At 63.1% G+C, this 19859-nt stretch carries 17 protein-coding genes and 2 tRNA genes; 11 read left to right on the top strand and 8 right to left on the bottom strand.

What is annotated here, in order from left to right; translation table 11 throughout:
• Positions 1 to 2: 2 nt before the first annotated feature.
• Genes QP752_RS08420 through QP752_RS08405 form a run of 4 tightly spaced genes read right to left on the bottom strand, consistent with a single transcriptional unit; the run spans position 3 to position 4109 of the window.
• Positions 3 to 1457, bottom strand: a complete 1455-nt coding sequence (locus QP752_RS08420; protein ID WP_284805260.1) for a cytochrome b/b6 domain-containing protein — start codon at positions 1455 to 1457, stop codon at positions 3 to 5.
• Entirely contained in the window at positions 1457 to 2437 is a 981-nt protein-coding gene (locus QP752_RS08415; protein ID WP_284805259.1) for an electron transfer flavoprotein subunit alpha/FixB family protein, read from the bottom strand. The genes QP752_RS08420 and QP752_RS08415 overlap by 1 nt, the downstream gene beginning before the upstream one ends.
• A gap of 23 nt (positions 2438 to 2460) precedes the next feature.
• The gene (locus QP752_RS08410; RefSeq protein WP_284805258.1) at positions 2461 to 3240 is read right to left on the bottom strand and encodes an electron transfer flavoprotein subunit beta/FixA family protein; all 780 of its coding nucleotides are present in this window, start codon (positions 3238 to 3240) and stop codon (positions 2461 to 2463) included.
• 59 nt (positions 3241 to 3299) lie between these two features.
• Positions 3300 to 4109: a DUF1542 domain-containing protein gene (locus tag QP752_RS08405; RefSeq protein WP_284805257.1), complete on the bottom strand. Its 810-nt coding sequence runs from the start codon at positions 4107 to 4109 to the stop codon at positions 3300 to 3302.
• Positions 4110 to 4261: 152 nt separating this feature from the next.
• On the opposite strand from QP752_RS08405, the gene QP752_RS08400 reads away from it, so the two are divergent.
• The 6 genes from QP752_RS08400 (at position 4262) to QP752_RS08375 (ending at position 8888) form a co-directional block, all read left to right on the top strand.
• A tRNA-Gly gene (locus QP752_RS08400) sits at positions 4262 to 4336 on the top strand.
• A gap of 148 nt (positions 4337 to 4484) precedes the next feature.
• Positions 4485 to 4558 (top strand) — tRNA-Pro (locus QP752_RS08395).
• Between the two features lie 77 nt (positions 4559 to 4635).
• Entirely contained in the window at positions 4636 to 5988 is a 1353-nt protein-coding gene (tig, locus tag QP752_RS08390; protein ID WP_284805256.1) for a trigger factor, read from the top strand.
• A gap of 191 nt (positions 5989 to 6179) precedes the next feature.
• A complete protein-coding gene (locus tag QP752_RS08385; RefSeq protein ID WP_070362027.1) occupies positions 6180 to 6761 on the top strand; it encodes an ATP-dependent Clp protease proteolytic subunit in 582 nt (193 codons plus the stop codon).
• Between the two features lie 20 nt (positions 6762 to 6781).
• Positions 6782 to 7402: an ATP-dependent Clp protease proteolytic subunit gene (locus QP752_RS08380; RefSeq protein WP_070362028.1), complete on the top strand. Its 621-nt coding sequence runs from the start codon at positions 6782 to 6784 to the stop codon at positions 7400 to 7402.
• A gap of 157 nt (positions 7403 to 7559) precedes the next feature.
• Positions 7560 to 8888: an MFS transporter gene (locus tag QP752_RS08375; protein ID WP_284805255.1), complete on the top strand. Its 1329-nt coding sequence runs from the start codon at positions 7560 to 7562 to the stop codon at positions 8886 to 8888.
• Here QP752_RS08375 and QP752_RS08370 read toward each other — a convergent pair.
• The gene (locus tag QP752_RS08370; RefSeq protein WP_284805254.1) at positions 8885 to 9472 is read right to left on the bottom strand and encodes a hypothetical protein; all 588 of its coding nucleotides are present in this window, start codon (positions 9470 to 9472) and stop codon (positions 8885 to 8887) included. The two genes, QP752_RS08375 and QP752_RS08370, sit on opposite strands and share 4 nt — an antisense overlap.
• A gap of 49 nt (positions 9473 to 9521) precedes the next feature.
• Positions 9522 to 10292: an alpha/beta fold hydrolase gene (locus QP752_RS08365; RefSeq protein WP_256000907.1), complete on the bottom strand. Its 771-nt coding sequence runs from the start codon at positions 10290 to 10292 to the stop codon at positions 9522 to 9524.
• A 126-nt stretch (positions 10293 to 10418) separates the two neighbouring features.
• On the opposite strand from QP752_RS08365, the gene clpX reads away from it, so the two are divergent.
• Positions 10419 to 11696: an ATP-dependent Clp protease ATP-binding subunit ClpX gene (gene clpX, locus QP752_RS08360; protein ID WP_070362031.1), complete on the top strand. Its 1278-nt coding sequence runs from the start codon at positions 10419 to 10421 to the stop codon at positions 11694 to 11696.
• A 16-nt stretch (positions 11697 to 11712) separates the two neighbouring features.
• On the opposite strand, the gene QP752_RS08355 is transcribed toward clpX, so the two are convergent.
• Entirely contained in the window at positions 11713 to 12492 is a 780-nt protein-coding gene (locus QP752_RS08355; RefSeq protein ID WP_284805253.1) for a TetR family transcriptional regulator, read from the bottom strand.
• A gap of 211 nt (positions 12493 to 12703) precedes the next feature.
• Between QP752_RS08355 and QP752_RS08350 the strand changes: the two genes are divergently transcribed.
• Genes QP752_RS08350 through QP752_RS08335 form a run of 4 tightly spaced genes read left to right on the top strand, consistent with a single transcriptional unit; the run spans position 12704 to position 18369 of the window.
• Positions 12704 to 13690, top strand: a complete 987-nt coding sequence (locus tag QP752_RS08350) for a malate dehydrogenase (RefSeq protein ID WP_256000909.1) — start codon at positions 12704 to 12706, stop codon at positions 13688 to 13690.
• 42 nt (positions 13691 to 13732) lie between these two features.
• Positions 13733 to 16441, top strand: coding sequence for a valine--tRNA ligase (locus QP752_RS08345; protein WP_284805252.1), 2709 nt, complete (start codon positions 13733 to 13735; stop codon positions 16439 to 16441).
• Complete coding sequence (locus tag QP752_RS08340; protein ID WP_284805251.1) at positions 16442 to 17938, top strand: folylpolyglutamate synthase/dihydrofolate synthase family protein; 1497 nt, start codon at positions 16442 to 16444, stop codon at positions 17936 to 17938.
• A complete protein-coding gene (locus tag QP752_RS08335) occupies positions 17935 to 18369 on the top strand; it encodes a DUF4233 domain-containing protein (protein WP_070362036.1) in 435 nt (144 codons plus the stop codon). The genes QP752_RS08340 and QP752_RS08335 overlap by 4 nt, the downstream gene beginning before the upstream one ends.
• Here the strand turns inward: QP752_RS08335 and QP752_RS08330 are convergent.
• Positions 18366 to 19832, bottom strand: a complete 1467-nt coding sequence (locus QP752_RS08330) for an AMP-binding protein (protein ID WP_284805250.1) — start codon at positions 19830 to 19832, stop codon at positions 18366 to 18368. The two genes, QP752_RS08335 and QP752_RS08330, sit on opposite strands and share 4 nt — an antisense overlap.
• Between the last annotated feature and the right edge of the window lie 27 nt (positions 19833 to 19859).

Raw genomic sequence — 19859 nt, 5'->3', positions numbered from 1 at the left:
CTTTAGCGGCTTGTCACCTTGCCAGTCGCTTGCGCCACCGGGGCTACCAGTGCGGGGCGAGCCAGCCTGCACACCACCGCGATCACGGCTGCCGCAACGAGGAACAGGATGACGCCAGTCCAGCTCGTGCCGTACACGTCTGGGTCGACGTCGCCGGAGGCAGCGAACATCGCGTTCATGTTTCTGCGCAGACCCGTGGTGAACACCAGGAAGACGTGCACCACGGTGAACAGGACGAAGAACAGCATGGTGGGGAAGTGAATGGCGCGTGCAGCCTTCAGCGAGAAGAAGGACCAGGACTTCGGCCACCACTCGCTCATGCGAGCGCCGGAGAGGATCGCCAGCGGCGCGGCAAGGAACACCACCGCGAAGTACGACAGCTCCTGCAGCGCGTTGTAGTGCACCCACGGGTTTTCCGTCGGCCAGTCCAGACTGAGGTACTGGATCCCCGCGGAGACCGCTTGCGGGATGACCTCCCAGCTCGTGGGCACAATGCGCATCCACTGGCCAGTGGCGAACAGCACGATGTAGAACACCACGCCGAGCGCCACCCACAGCACGTCAATGGTGAGGTGCAGCCACAGGGTAAGAGAAATCTTCTTCTTGGGGTTCTTGCGCGGCGCCCAATACGCTTCGGGTTTGCGCTCGTGGCGCACGGTCATACCAGTCTTGATGATGAGCGCCATGAACAGCATGTTGAAGAAGTGCGACCACCCCAACCATGCGGGCAGCCCAACAGGTGCGCCTTCCGGCAGGGGCTGCTGGCCGGTGTAGCGCTCGATGAAGCTGCTGCCCGTCGGGGTGCTGACGAACCAGCGCGCCACCAGGACCGCGACTACGAACGCAGCGAGCAGCGCGACGCCACCGTACGCCCACCAGCGACGCGATGGAGTTTGAGTCGGCGCAGGCACGGGCTGTGCCGCCAACTTCGGCCGCTCGGGCTGTGCTAGCTGCGGCGTGGACTCGACTGCTGGTACCGGTACCAGTTCCGGTGCCTGTTCTGCAGTCTGCGCCGCTGCGCCGTAGAGCGGAGGAACCGCCACAGCGGGGTCCTCTGGGACGTCGACATTGGCGACAGGCGGGAACGGGCCAGCCCCGGCAGTACGTGGAAGGCCCTGGCGCACGGCGACCGTGGTGAGCGGGCCAGCTGGTTGCTCTTCCGCGGGCTGTTCGGCGGCAGCGCGTTCTGCAGCCGCTGGGAACACCTGCTGCACGGCAGGGTCCGCAGCGACTGCGACCGAGTCGGTAGGAGGCCATGGCTGGCCGCTCGGGGTACGAGGCAGACCGCGACGGAGGGGCGTCGATACGCCTTCGGGTTGCGCTGGGGTCGGAGCCGCTTGAGCTCCGACCAGATCGCCGCTCACGGCCGGGTCGGGTTCGAGCGCGACCTCATCAACTGGTGGCCACGGCTGGCCGCTCGCTACGCGGGGCAGGCCACGACGAAGGTGCACGCGCATTACTTGGACGCCTCCGTGCCGCGGCGAGCTGCGATCTGCTCGATGAGTTCCGGCACCACGTCGAAGAGATCGCCAATGATGCCAAAGTCCGCGATATCGAACAGCGGAGCGTCCTCATCGTTGTTGATCGCGATGATGGTGTCGGCTGTCTGCATGCCCACGAGGTGCTGCACAGCGCCCGAAATGCCAATGCCGATGTAGAGCTTTGGGCTGACCACGATGCCGGTCTGCCCAATCTGGGCGTCGTGGCTGATTTGGTCCTCGTCCGCAGCGGAGCGGGTCGCGCCGACTGCGGCGCCGAGCTCGTCGGCAAGCCCGCCCACGAGCTGCTCGAACATGTCCGCGTCACCCAAAGCAACGCCTCCTGCAACCACGCGATCTGCGGTGAGCAGCTCCGGGCGCGTCGAGGTGCGCACCACCGGGGTCACCGAAGTCACCGTCGCGGCGCGTGTCCCGGAGGCAGTGACGTCCAACTCGTGAACCTCGGGCGCGGTGGCGTCCGCACGGCGATCGATCGCGCCGATGCGCACCGTAATAATTGGCGCCGAGTGGGTCGCTGCAGCGGTTGCGGTGTAGGCGCCGCCGTAGTTCTCGTGGTCCGTCACAATGCCCTGGTCGTCGCGGCGGACATCAATCGCGTCGGTGAGCAGGGCCTTGCCCTTGCGCACGGCCAGGCGCGACGCGACGTCGCGGCCACGGACGGAGTGGGCGAGGATCACAGCTGCCGGGTCGGTGGCGTTGAACGCGGCCTCGGCGGCGTCGACAAGAGGGACTGCCTGCTGCTGCGCGTCAACGTTAGTGGTCAGCACCACGGCTGCGCCGAGCTCGCCGAGCGCTTCGGTGTGTGCAGGGTTGGTGGTCAGCACCACCGGGGTACCCAGAGGCGCGGCTGCGCCGATGAGTTCGGCGGCGGTGGAGTCGAGCTGGTCGTCGTGCGTCGCATCGAGCACGACCAAAACTGTGCGGGGAGAGGTTGCCATGTCAGTATCCTTCGTTCGGCGGGTTAGATGTAGTGCTTCTCTGCAAGGAAGTCGACCAGCTGGCCCACAGCGTTCGGGCCGTAGTCAATGATCTCGCCACGCTCACGCGCAGGACGCTTTTCGACGTCCACCATGATCGCCCGCGGCCGTGCGAAATCCTCCGCGTCGACACCGAGCTCCGCCAGCGTCAGCGTGTGCAGTTCCTTCTTCTTTGCCGCCATCAGACCCTTGAAGTTTGGGAAGCGGGCATCAGGGTACTCGTCCGAGACCGCGACCAGCGCCGGGAGTTGCGCCTCGAGGGTGAGCGTGGCGTGATCGCTGACCTGCGTCGCGGTCACCGTGTCGTTGTTGAGCGTGACCTCGGTCGCGTTGGCGATGGCGGGCCAGCCGAGCATCTCTGCGAGCAGCCCAGCCATGACGCCGCCACCGCCGTCAGAGGACGCGGTACCGAGCACAACCAGGTCGTAGTCCTTGTTGCGTAGTGCCGCCGCGAGCACTTCTGCCGTCAGCGTCACGTCCGCGCCGAGGAGCGCGTCGTCGGCAATGATGTAGGCATCATCCGCGCCCATCGCAATGCCCTTGCGCACGCTGGCATGCGCTGTTTCTGGCCCTACCGTAATGAGGTCGACGATGGTTTCCTCGTCGCCGCGGGCCTCCTTGAGTCGCATCGCGGCTTCGACGGCGCGTTCGCAGACCTCGTCAGCGACGACATCACCGGAGCGATCGGTCAGGCCGGTTTCCAGATTCAGGTCGCGGTCGCCGTACGTATCCGGGACTTCCTTGAGCAACACTGCAATATTCACGAAACGCTCCTTATACGGTGGGGTGCTAAACGGTAGGCATTCTAGCGCACTGGCCTGGACTAAAAGTCAAATCCCCCGAAGTCGAAGCCACCGCCATCCCCAAAGAGGCCGCCGTCACCGAACAGGCCCTCGCCGCCGACGTCGCCCATATCGCCCATCTCCCCGGCATCGCCGATGTCTCCAGCATCTCCCATATCGCCGAAGTCGCCTGCGCCGGCGTCCCCGAAGTCACCCGCTGCGAAGGCCTCAGGCGATGGCGTGCCGGCCATACCTGCGAACATCGCGGAGTAGAACATCATCGAACTTGCAGCCCACATGCCGGTCATCATCGCTGGAGCCCACCAGGCGGTGGAGTACCAGCCAGCCGGTACTGGGCGGCCGGCGACAACGCCGCCAGGGTAGTAGTTCGGGGTGCGTTCAGAAGCGTACGGGGATGCGGTGACGGTGGTGCCGTCTTCCTGGCGGATCGTTCGCTCCTCGGTCACCCGGCCCGCGCGACGCTGGCCTTCCAGTTCTGGAAGCTCTGGGCCAGCGGGCATGCCCATGATTTCGCGTGCTGCGTTGACATAGTGCAGCCCCTCCAGCGCAGATTCGCGAGCGAGCATGGCCTGCTTCGGTGTGGTCGCCTGGCCCAGCGCGCCACTTGCTGCGTTGTAGCGTTCAGAGGCGTCGGCCATCGCCTGGGTCGAAGCGGCGTCGGTACCGGAGATAGTAAGGACTTGCGAGCCAAGTCGCTCTGTCCAGCGGCGTGCGTCCGCAATCGCATCCTCGAGCTGGAGCTGTTCGCGCTGGTTGGTCGAGCCATTCTGGCGACTCTTTATCAGGTACACCGCGGCGCCAACGATAGCGAGGATCAAAATGAGGTTCATAGTGAGGGAAAGCTCCTTCGGGATCGGCCACAAATTATCAGTACTTACAACGTGCAACGCACGTGGTCGGGAGAAAGTTCCACGCTAAGCGGGTGGTTTTGTCTCAAAGTGGGCGGTAGGTTACACTTGCGCCCATCACCTTTTGGTGAAGTGGGAATGTCGTATAGTGGCTAATACCTCAGCCTTCCAAGCTGAAGACGCGGGTTCGATTCCCGTCATTCCCTCCAAGTAGTAAAAGGACGCGGTTACACAGGATGTGTAGCCGCGTTTTTGTTTGCGTGCGCGTTCAGCTTCAAAAGACGTGCTGTCCTGTGGATTTGCGTATTGCTCGTGGGCATGGTTATAGTTGCCAACGTCGCAATGAGCAATCATTCGCGGGGCGTGGCGCAGTTTGGTAGCGCACCTGCTTTGGGAGCAGGGGGTCGCAGGTTCAAATCCTGTCGCCCCGACATTAACAAGCCCGCTAGAAATAGCGGGCTTGTTTACATATCCGTACAATTTACCCGATTAATTACAGGAGTAATCCGTGAAGACTTCCGTCGACAAGCTCAGTGAGACTCGTGTCAAGTTGGACGTCAGCGTTCCTTTCGATGAGCTCGGCAAGGAAATCGACCAGGCGTACAAGTCAATTGCGCAGCAGGTCAGCATTCCTGGCTTCCGTCGCGGTAAGGCTCCTCGCCAGCTGATCGACGCCCGCTTCGGCCGTGGCCCGATCCTGGAGCAGGTTGTCAACGACATGCTGCCAACCCGCTACGAGAAGGCTGTCCTGGAAAATGGCCTGAACCCGATCGGTCAGCCAGAGATCAACATCACCAAGATCGAGGACAACGACGTCGTCGAGTTCACCGCTGAGGTCGACGTTCGCCCAGAGATTACTGTCCCTGACTTCTCCAAGATTGACGTCACTGTTCCGGCCCTCGAGGTCAGCGACGAGGACGTCGACAAGGAGATCGACCAGCTCCGCGAGCGCTTCGGCGAGCTCAAGGACACCAAGCGCAAGATGAAGACCGACGACTTCGCAGTCATCGACCTGCACGCTGAGGTTGACGGCGAGAAGGTCGAGGAGGCTTCCACCGAGGGCCTGACCTACCAGATCGGCTCGGACGACCTGATCAAGGGTCTCGACACCGCGCTGCGCGGCATGAAGACCGGCGAGGACAACGAGTTCACAGCGACGATCGAGTTCGGCGAGCACAAGGGCAAGGAAGCCACCATCAAGGTACACGTCCAGCAGTCGAAGGAGCGCAAGCTTCCTGACTTTGACGACGAGTTCGCTCAGATGGCCTCCGAGTTCGACACCGCTGAGGAGCTGCGTGAATCCACCAAGGAGCAGCTCGCTGAGGACAAGAAGACCCAGCAGGCAGCTGACATCCGCGACGAGGTACTGAAGGCAGCGCTCGAGGAGACCAAGTTCGAGCTTCCGAAGTCCATCGTCGAGGAGCAGGAGCACAACATGCTCCACCAGATGCTCGGCCAGCTGGCGCACGACGAGGCTGCTGTCGCACAGTTCCTCGAGGCACAGGGCATGACCCGCGAGGAGTTCGACAAGAAGAACCACGAGCAGGCTGAGTCCGCTGTCCGTACCCAGCTGTTCCTGGACGCTGTTGCTGACCAGGAGGAGCCTGAGGTTTCCCAGCAGGAGATGACCGACCACATCCTGTTCACCGCGCAGTCCTACGGCATGGACCCGAACCAGTTCGTGGCGCAGCTGCAGCAGGCAGGCCAGATCGGTAACCTCTTCGCAGACGTCCGCCGTGGCAAGGCACTCGCTACCGCGATCTGCCGCGTGTCCGTGAAGGACGACAAGGGCGAGACCGTCGACCCGAACGATTACTTCGGTGAGGTTGAAGAGGAAGAAGCAGAGGCTTCCGAAGACTAAATCGTGAGTTGAAACGCCCCGGCGATGCGCACGCGTTGCGCCTACGCCGGGGCGTTTCGCCATTCACTACGGGTTCACAACGTACGTGTACGCCATCAGCGAACAACCCCGTGCAAAGTGGACTATCGGAGTAGGGTGGTGGCATTGTTGACGCTACATAAAAGAGTTTGAACCACGAAGGAGCCATTTTTATGACATCCCCATCGCAGGGCATGAACTTGGGTGATTCTGTCTATGAGCGCCTGCTGCGCGAGCGCATTATTTTCCTGGGCCAGCAGGTTGACGACGAAATTGCGAACAAGCTGTGCGCGCAGATCTTGCTGCTGTCCGCGGAGGATCCAACTCGCGACATCTCGCTGTACATTAACTCCCCGGGTGGTTCCGTGACTGCCGGCATGGCGATTTATGACACGATGAAGTACTCGCCGTGCGACATTGCTACGTACGGCATGGGCTTGGCGGCGTCGATGGGGCAGTTCCTGCTTTCCGGCGGCACGAAAGGCAAGCGTTACGCGCTTCCGCACGCTCGGATTATGATGCACCAGCCGTCCGCAGGCGTTGGAGGTACTGCTGCCGACATTGCTATTCAGGCTGAGCAGTTCGCTGCGACGAAGCGCGAGATGGCCCAGCTCATCGCTGAGCATACCGGCCAGACTTTCGAGCAGATTACGAAGGATTCCGACCGTGACCGTTGGTTCACGGCCCAAGAGGCGATGGAGTACGGCATCGTGGACCACGTTATCGAGAGCGCTCAGGGCTCGATCAGCAACTAAGTAGACAGGAGAATTTACGTATGTCTTTCCAAATGCCTTCCTCCCGCTACGTGCTGCCACAGTTCTTGGAGGAGACTTCCTTCGGCACGAAGCAGATCGACCCATACGGCAAGCTTTTCGAGGAGCGCATCGTCTTCCTGGGCACCCAGGTCGATGACACTTCCGCGAATGACATCATGGCGCAGCTGCTGGTGCTGGAGTCCCAGGACCCGGACCGCGACATCACGATGTACATTAACTCGCCGGGTGGCTCGTTTACCGCGCTGATGGCGATTTACGACACGATGCAGTACGTCCGCCCGGACGTGCAAACGGTGTGCCTCGGCCAGGCTGCGTCCGCTGCGGCGGTCATCCTTGCCGCAGGTGCGCCGGGGAAGCGCGCTGCGCTGCCGAACTCGCGGGTGCTGATCCACCAGCCCGCGACGCAGGGTACCCAGGGCCAGGTTTCTGACCTCGAGATCCAGGCCAATGAGATCGAGCGCATGCGTCGCCTGATGGAGGACACACTCGCGCACCACACCGGTCGCACTGCGGAGCAGGTCCGTATTGATACGGATCGCGACAAGATCCTTACCGCGCAGGAAGCTGTCGAGTACGGCATCATCGACCAGGTCTTTGATTACCGCAAGCTGAACGGCTAACTTCTGATCGCTTTTCGACGCCACCACGGGTAACCGGGTGGCGTCTTTTTGTGTGCTTGACAAAGCGTGAATAAAAGGGCGCGAATAGACAGACCGTGCGGTACATTCTTCACACATCTGCGAAAACACGACACGTGAAGATAAAGGAAAGAGCGCGGTGGATATCAGAACTTCCATTAACACTCGGCCGATGAGCCCGTACCAGTGGCTGATCATTGCCGTCATTACCTATTTGAACGCCCTTGACGGCTATGACCTCGTCGCAACCGCATTTGCGGCGCCGCACCTGGCGGAGGAGTTCGCGATCGGCTCGTCCCTGCTGGGTTGGGTGCTGTCGGCAGCGCTGCTCGGCGTTGGTGTCGGCGCGGCGGTCTTTGGGCCGGCGGGGGATCGATGGGGGCGTCGAAACGTGATTCTTGTGGCGCTGCTGATTGATACCGTGGGCCTGCTCCTGTCGGGCTTCGCGGGGAGTACCGCGGCGTTTATCGCGTGGCGCTTCGTCACTGGTGTGGGCGTGGGCGGCGTGCTCGCGTGCGTGACCGTGCTGGTCAGTGAGTATTCTAACGACCGGTTCCGTGGGCTGGCGATGGCGGTCTACGCGTCGGGGTACGGCGTTGGCGCGACGCTGTGCGGCGTGCTGGCGTCCAAGGTTGTGGAGAGCCACGGCTGGCACTCGATCTTCTTCGTGGGCGCGGCTCTGTCTGCCGTGGCGCTGGTGCTTGCAACGGCGTTGCTGCCGGAGTCGGTGGACGTGCTCGCAAGCCGTGGTGACGCTGCGCGCGTTGAGCGTATCGCACGCCGCATTGGGCACGGGGGAGCAGTGGTTCCGGCCCAGACGAGCGCCCCGGCTTCCGCCTCGGGCGCCCTGCGCGCAATCGTCTCCCCAGTATGGCTGTCGACGACTGTACGGATCTGGATTGCATTCTCGCTGATCAGCTTTGGTTTTGCCTTTGCTAATTCCTGGACGCCCAAGTTGCTCAATGAACTGGGACTGTCCGCGCAGCAGGGTATTTTCGGCGGCATCATGATCGCGTTCGGCGGCACGATCGGCTCGCTGATCTTCGGAGTGATTACCACGCGTGTTGACGCCCGCGTGCTGCTCACCGCCTTCGCCATCGGTGGCGCGGGCGCGTTGGTGGCCTTCATCTTCTCCGCGGGCGCGTCGTTGGTGGCGTTCCCGCTGGGCGTACTGGTTGGTATGTTGCTGAACGCGTGCGTTACCGGCATGTACACCGTGACCCCGGCGTCCTACCCGACGCACTTGCGGGCGACCGGCGTTGGAGTGGCGTTGGCTGTGGGGCGAGTTGGTTCGGTCTGCGGACCACTGCTCATCGGCTACCTCGCCGAGGCCGGCCTGGGGCCACGTGGGCTCTACATCGTTGCAGCAGGCGTGTTCGTGCTGAGCGCGGTCGCGCTGGTAGGGCTGCGAGCGCCGGCCGCGAAGCCGGTCGTCGTCAAGAAGCCAGCGGAGGTGCTGCAGGCTTAAGGGCAGTACGGGACCGCGTCGCGCACCGCGGCCGGTGCGGAGGTGAAGTCCTTACGGTCCCAGCAGGCGTTGCCTTCGTGCTCGCCGACGGGGTCAACGGATGCCCAAGAGTTGCCGTTGGAAGCCCAGAAGTACTCCTGGCCGTTCGGCATCACGGTGCGGGCCCAGTCGCCGTCGCAGAAGGTGCTGTATTCGTCGCTCGCTGACTGCTGGCCCTGCTTCGGCCACGCGCACGTCGCGCCGTTCTGTGGGGCGGGCTCGGCAGGCTGTACCGGCGCGGGCTCGTCGCTGTCATCATCGCTAGAGGAGGCAGAAGCGCTCGACTTTTTCGAAGAACTCGAGGAGCTAGAAGAGCTTGAGCTCTTCTTCGAGGTACTCGTGGATGTCTTTGTCGAGGTGGACGTCTCGGTCTCGGTCGCGTCCTCGTCATCATCGTCGGGCGCCGGGCTTGTCGACGTCTCCTTCGCCGGGAACGAGATCTCAGGCTCCGCCAAACGATCCTCCGGCGACGAGTTACACCCGGCCAACAGCGTCGTGCACGTCAAGAGTGCGGCAAGCACAAGTTTGGGCCGGGTGTTCATCACTAGGGGATCCTTTCTGACAGACTTCTGCGTCTAGCGTAGCCGACAAATCTTAGCCCAAAAACTTCAGCAGCGCTTCATTGAACGGAGCAGGGTTCTCGATGGGCACCTGGTGCGAGCCCGGCTCAATGACCACAGACTCCACGGGGCCTGCGACGCCGTCGGCGATTTCGGCCAGTTTGTCCGGGCCGGTACCGGCGTCGCCGGTGGCCGCGATGGTCAGCACTGGGCAGGTGATCTGATCCAGGTGGGAAGCGAAGTCCCACTTTGCCAAGGCATCGCCGTTTTGGGCGTAACCCTCGGGGTCGATGGCGCTGACCATGTCGTGGATGCGCTCGACTTCCCCTGGGTGGGCGTCGATAAATGCTGGGGTGAACCAGTTAGGAATGAGCATGTCGGCGATGGGGCCCATGCCTTCCTCCCGTGCGATGCGCGTGCGCTCGTCCCACTGCTCATTGCCACCGAGGTAAGTCGCGGTGCAAGCGAAGACAGCCTTCTCCACGCGCCCGCTGTACGCCGCAAGATACTGCGCAATGGCGCCGCCGAGGGAGAGGCCGACAACGCTGAAGCGGTCGACCCCCTCACGGTTGAGCGCGCTCAAGATATCCTGCGCAAGCAGCTTCACGGTTGCGGAGCCGGGAGCCACCTGGGCGACGTCGGAGCCGCCGTGCCCGCGATGATCGACCGCGATGACACGGTGGTGCTTCGCCAGTTCAGGAATCTGCTTCGACCAGGATTCGTGCGTCGTCGCGATGGAGGAGAGGAGCACCACGGTGCTGGTGTTGTCTTTATTGCCGTATTCCACAGTATGTATATGCGTCATGCGCTCCATTGTGCCCTTGATCGCCACGATGCGCGACAACGTGCGAGAGTGTGTGAGTTTGACGTACCCGCTAAGCTCTAAGGTCAACCCTTAGGCGAGACGAAGAAGCTGGAGTCCAACGCATCTATGGCAACATCCCAAAACACCTCAAACCTGTTGAAGTGCTCCTTTTGCGGCAAGACGCAGAAGCAGGTTCGCAAGCTTATTGCCGGTGGCGGAGTCTACATCTGTGATGAGTGCATCGAGCTATGCAACGAAATCATCGAGGAAGAACTCGGCGGGGCGCAGGCTGAGCAGGATGAGGCTGCGGATCGGCTGCCGAAGCCAAGTGAGATCACCAAGTTTTTGGACCAGTACGTCATCGGGCAGGACTCGGCGAAGCGCACGCTCGCGGTGGCGGTGTACAACCACTACAAACGCATCCGAGCGGAGTCGGAGAATGTAACGAACCGCAAGCGTGATGAGGAAGTGGAAATCGCGAAGTCGAATATTTTGCTGCTGGGGCCGACGGGCTCCGGCAAGACGTACCTCGCGCAGTCGCTTGCCAGGATGCTCAACGTGCCATTCGCAATTGCCGACGCCACCAGTCTCACCGAGGCGGGGTACGTCGGAGAGGACGTCGAAAACATCTTGCTGAAGTTGCTGCAGGCCGCGGACTTCGACGTTAACCGGGCGCAGCACGGCATCATCTACGTCGACGAGGTAGACAAGATCTCCCGCAAGTCCGAGAACCCCTCGATTACCCGCGACGTGTCCGGCGAAGGCGTGCAGCAGGCACTGCTGAAAATCCTGGAGGGCACCGTCGCGTCCGTGCCGCCGCAGGGCGGGCGCAAACACCCGAACCAGGAGTTCATCCAGATTGATACGACGAACATCCTGTTCATCGTCGCCGGTGCGTTCGCGGGCTTGGACAAGGTGATTGCGGAGCGCGTGGGCAAGAAGGGCATCGGCTTCGGGGCGGAGATCGACTCGAAGCAGGAGCGCGACGAAGCCAACATGCTGGCGCAGGTGCAGCCGGGTGACCTGGTGAAGTTCGGCCTCATCCCTGAGTTCATTGGGCGCCTGCCGATCATCGCGAACGTGGAGAACCTCGACCGCGACGCCATGGTGCGCGTACTCACCGAGCCGAAGAACTCACTGGTGAAGCAGTACAGCCGCCTCTTTTCGATGGACGGCGCCCAGCTCACGCTCACCGAGGACGCCCTCGAGGAGATCGCGGACCGCGCTGCCGAGCGCAACACCGGCGCCCGTGGCCTGCGCGCCATCATGGAGGAAGTGCTCGTGCCCATCATGTACGACCTGCCCGACCGCGAGAACGTCAGCGAAGTCGTTATCAACGGCGACGTGGTGCGGGGCGCTGCAGAGCCGCAGTTCGTGGAAGCTGAAGGGCAGCGCTCGGCCTAAGGCTGCCGAGTCGCAGTTAGTAGATGTCGTAGAGGTCGTCGCTGGTGCCGGTGCCTTCGCTGTCCGGCAGGGGAGTGGCCTCGAGGTAGCTTTCGTAGCCCGAGGGCGCGATGTTGGATGTCAAAAACGCCAGCACGGTATCAATAACCATGCGCCGCATCCCTTCGACGTTTCGCGGCTCGTCGAGGTCGAGGTGGCTCGTAATTATTGACGCCGCGTTGCCCGATACCCGCAGCGTGCTCAGCGCCGTGAGCAGCGCGAGTACGTCATCGGCGGAGATCCCCGGCCGGAAGGCGCCGGCGTCCTGGCCCACGAGCAGGAGGCGCTCGACGTGCAGCGTGATCTCGCTGCGGCCGTGCACAATGTCCGCTGAGGCGTCCTCGAGGACCGGCTCGAGCCGCTCACGAATGAGCAGCTGAACTGCCTCAGGGTTGTCCTGGAAGGAGTGGAACATGCTGTCTACGAAGCGGCGCATGCCGTCAACTGGGACTGCGTAGGAGCGCTGCAGGATCTCTTCGGGTGGAGCCAGGCGGTCGAGCGCGCGCCTGATCGTTTTTGCGTAGAGGCCCTTTTTGTCGCTGAAGTGGTAATGGATCATCCTTTTCGACATGCCGGTTTCCTTCGCGATGGCACCCAGCTTTGTTTGGGAGAAGCCACCGCGGGCGAACATGTCGAGGGCGATGTCAACAACACTGTCGATTTCTGCGTTGATATCTGGTTCAGGTGCTTTGATACTCGCCGAGGTGGGGTCGGTGGGGAAATCCATCGTTGTATCCGCTCCTGAATTACTACGCATGCGTGAATGTTGGCTCATTGGTGACATCTACTTTTCTCTATGATGCCCCCATTTGAGAATTTGCACCGTGCAAAACGGGAATTTGTCTGCCTTACTATGCCTTTTAGGCCTAAAGGGGGGAGGGTATGCACGATTTCGGGGGTAGTGTGTCGGTTGAGCTACCTATACTTTGAATGTCAGATACCGCACACTATTGACCCGAGGTTTTTCTATGACACACCATTCTTCCACTCCCGTTAAAGTCGTTGTCACCGGCGCAGCAGGCAACATCGCGTACTCCCTGCTGTGGCGTATTGCCTCCGGCGACGTCTTCGGTGCGGATCAGCCGGTCGAGCTGACGCTGCTCGAGATCCCGGCAGCTGTCCGCGCGGCGGAGGGTACCGCGATGGAGCTGCACGACTCTGCCTTCCCACTGGTGACTGGTATCAACGTTTCCGATGACCAGTTCAAGGCATTCGAGGGCGCAAACGCCGCGTTCCTGGTTGGCGCGAAGCCACGCGGTAAGGGCGAGTCCCGCGCGGACATGCTTACCGCGAACGGCAAGATCTTCGTCGAGCAGGGTAAGGCCATCAACGCTGGCGCTGCGGACGATATCCGGGTGCTTGTCGTGGGCAACCCGGCGAACACCAACGCGCGCATCGCTGCGAAGGCCGCGGCGGATGTCCCTGCCGAGCGCTTCAATGCCTTGATGCGACTGGACCAGAATCGCGCACTGTCCATGCTGGGCCAGAAGCTGGAGGTGCCGTCGTCGACAATTGAAAAGATGGTGGTGTGGGGCAACCACTCGGATACTCAGTTCCCGGATGTGACCTTCGCTGAGGTCGGCGGCGAGAAGATCGCCGACAAGCTGGACCGCGACTGGTACGTCGACGAGTTCATCCCGCGCGTTGCCAAGCGCGGCGGCGAGATCATTGAGGTCCGCGGTAAGTCCTCGGCGGCGTCCGCTGCTTCCGCGGCGGTTGATCACATGCGTGACTGGGTCAATGGCACCGACGGCAAGTGGACGACGGCAGCGCTGCCTTCCACCGGCCAGTACGGTGTCGAGGAGGGGCTGCTCTTCGGTTTCCCAGTCATCGGCCGTGATGGCAAGTGGGAGGTCGTCGAGGGGCTGGAGATCAGCGACTTCCAGCGCGAGCGCATCGACAAGAACGTCGAAGCGATGCGCGGCGAGTGGGAGATTGCCTCCAAGCTTTTCTAACCGGTCGCGCCTACCGGAGGTTGATGGCTAAGATAGTCAACCGTGACTGACGCGACTGAACATTTGGTAGGCAAGAACCGAGCCGATGCGCTCCCGAAGTCTTGGGAGCCCGGCGAACACGAGCAGGCTTTGTACGAGGGCTGGGTGGAGAAGGGATACTTCACCGCCGACGCTTCCTCGGACAAGCCTGCTTATTCTGTGGTGCTGCCCCCGCCGAATGTGACGGGGCAGCTGCACATGGGCCACGCCCTGGACCACACGCTCATTGATGTTATGGTGCGCCGCAAGCGCATGCAGGGCTACGAGGTGTTGTGGTTGCCGGGTATGGACCACGCGGGCATCGCTACGCAGACGAAGGTCGAGGCGAAGCTGAAGGCCGAGGAAGGCAAGGACCGCTACGACTATGGCCGCGAAGAGTTCGTGGACAAGGTGTGGGAGTGGAAGCACCAGTACGGCGGCACCATCACCACGCAGATGCGGGCTATCGGTGACTCCGTCGACTGGTCGCGTGAGCGCTTCACCCTTGACGACGGCCTCTCGCGCGCAGTGCAGACCATCTTTAAGCAGCTGTATGACGCCGGAATGATCTACCGCGACTACCGCCTGGTGAACTGGTCGCCGGTGCTGGAGACCGCGGTGTCCGACATTGAGGTCGTTTATAAGGACGTTGAGGGCGAGTTCGTCTCCATCCGTTACGGCTCGCTCAACGACGACGAGCCGCACCTGGTCGTTGCCACGACCCGTGTTGAGACCATGCTTGGCGACGTCGCCATTGCCGTCCACCCGGACGACGAGCGCTACACGGACCTGGTTGGCCAGGAGTTTGACCACCCGTTCCGCGATGACTTGAAGATTCAGGTGATTGCCGACGATTACGTCGATATGGAACTGGGCACCGGCGCGGTGAAGATCACGCCTGCACACGACCCGAACGACTACGAGATGGGCCTGCGCCACAACCTGGACATGCCGATCATCATGGACGAGACCGGCCACATCGCCGATACCGGCACCAAGTTCGACGGTATGAGCCGCGAAGAGGCGCGCGTGGCGGTGCGCGAGGCGCTGGCGGAGCAGGGCCGCATCGTCAAGGAAGTGCGCCCGTACGTGCACTCGGTGGGCCACTCGGAGCGCTCCGGCGAGCCAATTGAGCCGCGTCTGAGCCTGCAGTGGTTCGTCAAGGTTGAAGAACTGGCCAAGATGTCCGGCGACGCGATCCGTAATGGCGATACGAAGATTCACCCGGCGTCGATGGAGAAGCGCTACTTCGACTGGGTGGACAACATGCACGACTGGACGATTTCGCGCCAGCTGTGGTGGGGCCACCGCATCCCGATCTGGTACGGCCCGAATGACGAAGTGGTCTGCGTCGGCCCTGACGAGGAGCCGCCGGCTGGCTACACCCAGGACCCGGACGTGTTGGATACCTGGTTCTCCTCTGCGCTGTGGCCGTTCTCGACGCTCGGCTGGCCTGAAAAGACGCCGGATCTGGAGAAGTTCTACCCGACGTCCGTGCTGGTTACCGCGTATGACATTTTGTTCTTCTGGGTTGCCCGCATGATGATGTTCGGCACCTTTGCTGGAAAGAACACCCCGGAGATCCTCGGCGAGGGGGTTGACGGCCGTCCGATCATCCCGTTCACGGACCTGTACCTGCACGGCCTGGTGCGCGACGAGAAGGGCCGCAAGATGTCGAAGTCCCTGGGCAACGGCATCGACCCGATGGATTGGGTCGAGCGCTACGGCGCTGACGCGCTGCGCTTCGCCCTTGCGCGCGGCGCGAACCCGGGCGTGGACTTGCCGATCGGTGAGGACAACGCCACGTCCGCGCGTAACTTTGCCACCAAGCTGTACAACGCGACCCGCTTCGCTCTGATGAACGGCGCAGCGGTTGGTCCGCTGCCGGCCCGCGAGGAGCTGACGGACGCCGACCGCTGGATCCTGGACCGCGCGGAGGAAGTCCGCGCGAAGGTCGACGCCTACTTGGACGACTACCAGTTCGCGAAGGCGAACGAGGATCTCTACCACTTCGCGTGGGATGAGCTGTGCGACTGGTACCTGGAGATCGCAAAGACCCAGATCCCGCGTGAGGGCGAGACCGCGCAGGGGCGCAACACGCAGATCGTGCTCGGCCGCGTGCTCGACGTGGTGCTGCGCCTGCTGCACCCGACGATGCCGTTCATCACCGAGGTCCTGTGGACCGCGTTGACGCAGCAGCCTTCGGTGACGCAGGCGCCGTGGCCGACTGCGGAGGACACCAATGGTGGCGTCGAAACGGATGATGTGGCGCGCCGCAGGATCCAGGATGCGATCAAGCTGATTACCGAGCTGCGTCGTTTCCGTGCAGACCAGGGTGTGAAGCCGAACCAGAAGGTGCCGGCGAAGCTTGACTTTGCCAAGGCGGACCTGGCTGGGCTGGAAAACGTTATCCGCGATATCGCGCGGGTGGAGGCGCCTGCTGAGGGCTTTGCGGCGTCGGCAAGCATTGAGATGCGCCTGAGCCAGGCGACGCTCGACGTGGCGCTGGACACCTCCGGCACCGTCGACGTTGCGGCCGAGCGCAAGCGCCTGGAGAAGGAACTCGCGGCGGCGGAGAAGGAGCTCGATACCACTGGCCGTCAGCTTGGCAACGAGCAGTTCCTGGCGAACGCGCCGGAGCAGGTCGTTGAGAAGATCAAGGTGCGCCAGCAGGTTGCGAAGGAAGAGTTCGCACGTGTGACGGCGCGCCTGGCGCAGCTGCCGGAGGCGTAGATGGCCGACAATGCTGACCTGCCGGAGCTTCCGGAGCTACCCGAGCAGTTCGATATCTCCGTCGAGGAGTCTGGGCTACGCCTGAACCTGGGCGCGCCGCAGGCGGAGGAGACGGAAGACGTCGTCGCGCGCGAGGTCACGCCTGAGGACCTCGCGGCATTGCGTGAGGTCCAGCAGGAGCTCGAGGAGCGCTGGGGTGAGACGCAGATCGACCCGACGCTCGAGCGCGTCGAGTACGTCATGGACCTGCTGGGTTCCCCGCAGCGTTCGTTCAAAGCGATTCACGTCGCGGGGACGAACGGGAAGACGTCGACAACCCGAATGATCGAGTCGCTGCTGCGCAGCCTCGGGCACCGGGTGGGGCGCACGACGAGCCCGCATCTGCAGTTGATCACCGAGCGCATCGGGATCGACGGCCAACCAATCCACCCCGCGGACTTTGTGCGCATTTACGATGAGATTCAGCCGTACCTCGCGATGGCTGACGACCACTTCGGCCAGCCGCTGAGCTTCTTCGAAGCCATGGTGTGCATCGCCTACGCCGCGTTTGCCGACGCCCCGGTGGACATCGCCGTGGTGGAAGTCGGCATGGGTGGCCGCTGGGACGCAACCAACGTGATCGATGCGGACGTCAACGTGATCATGCCGATCGGCATCGACCACACGCAGTACCTCGGCGACACCATCGAGCAGATCGCGGGCGAGAAGGCCGGCATCATCACAAATCCGGACTCCGTCACGGTCATCGCCGACCAGCAGCCGGAGGCCATGCGCGTAGTGCTGGAGCAGACCGTCCAGGTCGGTAGCGCCGTCGCGCGCCTCGGCTCCGAGTTCGGCGTTGAGGAAGCCGGGGTGGCCGTCGGAGGCCAGCAGCTACGGCTGCGCGGGCTCGCCGGCAGCTACGACGACATCTTCCTGCCGCTGTCCGGCCCACACCAGGCCCGCAACGCGGCCGTCGCGCTCGCGGCGGTCGAGGCATTCCACGGTGCACACGCCGAGCACCCGCTCAACATCGAGGCGGTGCGGGAAGGCTTTGCGGCGGTCCGCTCTCCGGGCAGGCTCGAGCGAGTGCGCGCCACACCCACCACGTTTATCGACGCCACCCACAACCCACACGGCGCAACCGCCCTCGCGGAGGCGCTGCAGCACGACTTCGACTTCACCCGACTCATTGGCGTGCTGGGCATCCTCGGTGACAAGGACGCCGCTGGCATTTTCCAGGCGCTAGAGCCGGCGCTCACGGAAGTCGTGATTACGCAGAACTCCTCGCCACGCGCGATGGAGGCCGAAGACCTTGCCGAGATCGCCCGCTCCATCTTCGGCGATGAGCGCGTGCACGTGCAGCCGCACCTGCCGTCCGCCTACGAGCTGGCCGTTGAGCTTGCCGAGGACGCCCTTGCGGAAGTCGGCGTGCAGTCCGGCTCCGGTGTGATCATCACCGGCTCTGTCGTGACCGCGGGGGAGGCCCGCACCATGTTTGGAAAGGACCCAGAGTGAGCAGAGAAAAACGCCAACCGCCGATCAGCCCGCTCGGGCTCGGGCACGAGCCGGTCAAGGACCCAATCGCAGGACTGCGCGGAGTGCTCTCCGGCACGCTGATCATGGAATCGATCACCGTGCTGCTCATCCTGCTCGTGATTCTTAAAGTCGACGGTGGCGCCTACTGGACCACGTTCAACTGGGTGTACATCGTGGTCATCGGCGTCGCCCACGCGGTGATGGCGTTCGCGCAGAAGATTCCGGGCGCGATGTGGATTAACTTGGCCCTGCAGGTGCCGCTCATCTTTGGGTTCTTCGTGCACTGGTCGGTCACGGTGGTTGGCCTGATGTTCGGCCTGGTGTGGTTCTTCATCGTGAAGCTGCGCTCCGACATTGTGCAGCGCATGCGTGGCGGCTACCTGACCACGCAGCACCTGGACGCCGACTAGAGTTCGCGCCGCAGAATTTTCCCCGCCGCGTTGCGGGGGATGTGATCCGTGAAGGTGACTTCACGGATCTTTTTGTATCCGGCCACGCGCTCGGCAACCCACTCCATGATTTCCTCGCGGCTCAACGTAGCGCCGTCGGCGACGACGATGCAGGCGCGCGGGACCTCGCAATCGACACCGTGGGTGCGCACGATATGGCGGACGACGGCGGCGTCGGCAACCGCGGGGTGGGTGCGTAGCAGCGCCTCAAGCTCGGCGGGGGCGACGTGGAAGCCCTTGTACTTAATCACTTCTTTCGCCCGGTCGACGATGTAGACGGTGCCGTCCTCAGCCAGCGTGACGATATCCCCCGTGTGCAGCCACCCACCACTGATCGTCGCCCGAGTTGCCTCTGGGTCGTTGCGGTAGCCCCGCATCACTTGCGGGCCCCGGATGAGCATCTCACCGGGCTCGCCGGGGGCGACGTCGTGGCCGTCGCGAAGGTCGACGATGCGGAACTGCGTATTCGGCACCGCGAACCCAATCGAGCCCGGCTTCGACCTCCCGGCAATGCCCACGTGGGTCACCGGCGACGTCTCCGTGGTGCCGTAGCCCTGCAGGATCACCGTGCCGAGCCGCTGCTCAACGCTGTCCGCCAACGCATCGTCCAGCGGGGCGGCGCCGCACACCATGAACCGGGAGTCCGCGAACGCCTCCGCGGTCGCCTCAGGGTGTCGTGAGAGTGCGAGCGCGATCGGCGGGGCAATAAAGCCCAGCTCAATATGGTGGCTTCGCTGCGCCTCAATAAACGCTCCCAGGTCGAAGCCTGCCATCGTGTGAATATGGTGGCGCGCGTAGAGCGACGACAGCAGCAGCGTGTTCAGCCCGTAGATGTGGGCGAACGGCAGCGGCGCCAGTGTCGAGGTGCCCGCGCCGATGCCGCTTGCGCGCAGCGCGGCCGAAAACTGCAGCATGTTCGCGCACAGGTTGCGGTGAGTGAGCTCGACGGCCTTCGGCAAACCGGTGGTACCGGAGGAAAAGGCAACCGCGGCGATATCTTCCGGCCCGGCTGGGGAGGCGCTGCGCTCGGGTGGTTCGGTGGGGGCGATGGGGGCGTCGAGAAGAACTTTGGCCTCGGCGAGCGCGCAGAGGTGGTCACGTTCGGTCGCGGTGAGACTCGTCCCCAACAAGCTTGCCGACGCCCCCACCTGCACCAACGCGAGGAAAGTGACGGCGAAGTCGATGCCGTTGGGCAGCTGCACTGCGACGCAATCCCCGGGACCGATGCCGCGGCTGCGCAACGTGGCGGCGAGCGCCAGCACCTCCTGGTGAAGCTGCGCATAGGTCACGCTGCGCCCCGTCTCGACCTCCGTGAGCGCCGGCGCCGACGCATGCTCGCCGAGGTTGCCGAAGAGCAGATCGGTGATGGAGCGCGCTCGCGTGCCGACGTCCGGAATTGGCGGCAGGGGACTCTCATATGTCATGGAGCAAACTTTAATCACCCCCACATC

The sequence above is a fragment of the Corynebacterium sp. UMB10321 genome (assembly GCF_030228725.1).
In the GTDB taxonomy this organism is placed as follows: Bacteria; Actinomycetota; Actinomycetes; order Mycobacteriales; family Mycobacteriaceae; genus Corynebacterium; species Corynebacterium pseudogenitalium.
The sequence above is the reverse complement of the archived record's forward strand: the minus strand, read 5'-3'. Positions and strand labels throughout refer to the sequence as shown.

Excerpts from the sequence above, each read along its gene's own strand:
- QP752_RS08420 (WP_284805260.1), bottom strand. The coding sequence starts at position 1,457 with ATGCGCGTGCACCTTCGTCGTGGCCTGCCCCGCGTAGCGAGCGGCCAG.
- QP752_RS08415 (WP_284805259.1), bottom strand. The coding sequence starts at position 2,437 with ATGGCAACCTCTCCCCGCACAGTTTTGGTCGTGCTCGATGCGACGCAC.
- QP752_RS08405 (WP_284805257.1), bottom strand. The coding sequence starts at position 4,109 with ATGAACCTCATTTTGATCCTCGCTATCGTTGGCGCCGCGGTGTACCTG.
- QP752_RS08385 (WP_070362027.1), top strand. The coding sequence starts at position 6,180 with ATGACATCCCCATCGCAGGGCATGAACTTGGGTGATTCTGTCTATGAG.
- QP752_RS08380 (WP_070362028.1), top strand. The coding sequence starts at position 6,782 with ATGTCTTTCCAAATGCCTTCCTCCCGCTACGTGCTGCCACAGTTCTTG.
- QP752_RS08365 (WP_256000907.1), bottom strand. The coding sequence starts at position 10,292 with ATGACGCATATACATACTGTGGAATACGGCAATAAAGACAACACCAGC.
- clpX (WP_070362031.1), top strand. The coding sequence starts at position 10,419 with ATGGCAACATCCCAAAACACCTCAAACCTGTTGAAGTGCTCCTTTTGC.
- QP752_RS08355 (WP_284805253.1), bottom strand. The coding sequence starts at position 12,492 with ATGCGTAGTAATTCAGGAGCGGATACAACGATGGATTTCCCCACCGAC.
- QP752_RS08350 (WP_256000909.1), top strand. The coding sequence starts at position 12,704 with ATGACACACCATTCTTCCACTCCCGTTAAAGTCGTTGTCACCGGCGCA.
- QP752_RS08340 (WP_284805251.1), top strand. The coding sequence starts at position 16,442 with ATGGCCGACAATGCTGACCTGCCGGAGCTTCCGGAGCTACCCGAGCAG.
- QP752_RS08330 (WP_284805250.1), bottom strand. The coding sequence starts at position 19,832 with ATGACATATGAGAGTCCCCTGCCGCCAATTCCGGACGTCGGCACGCGA.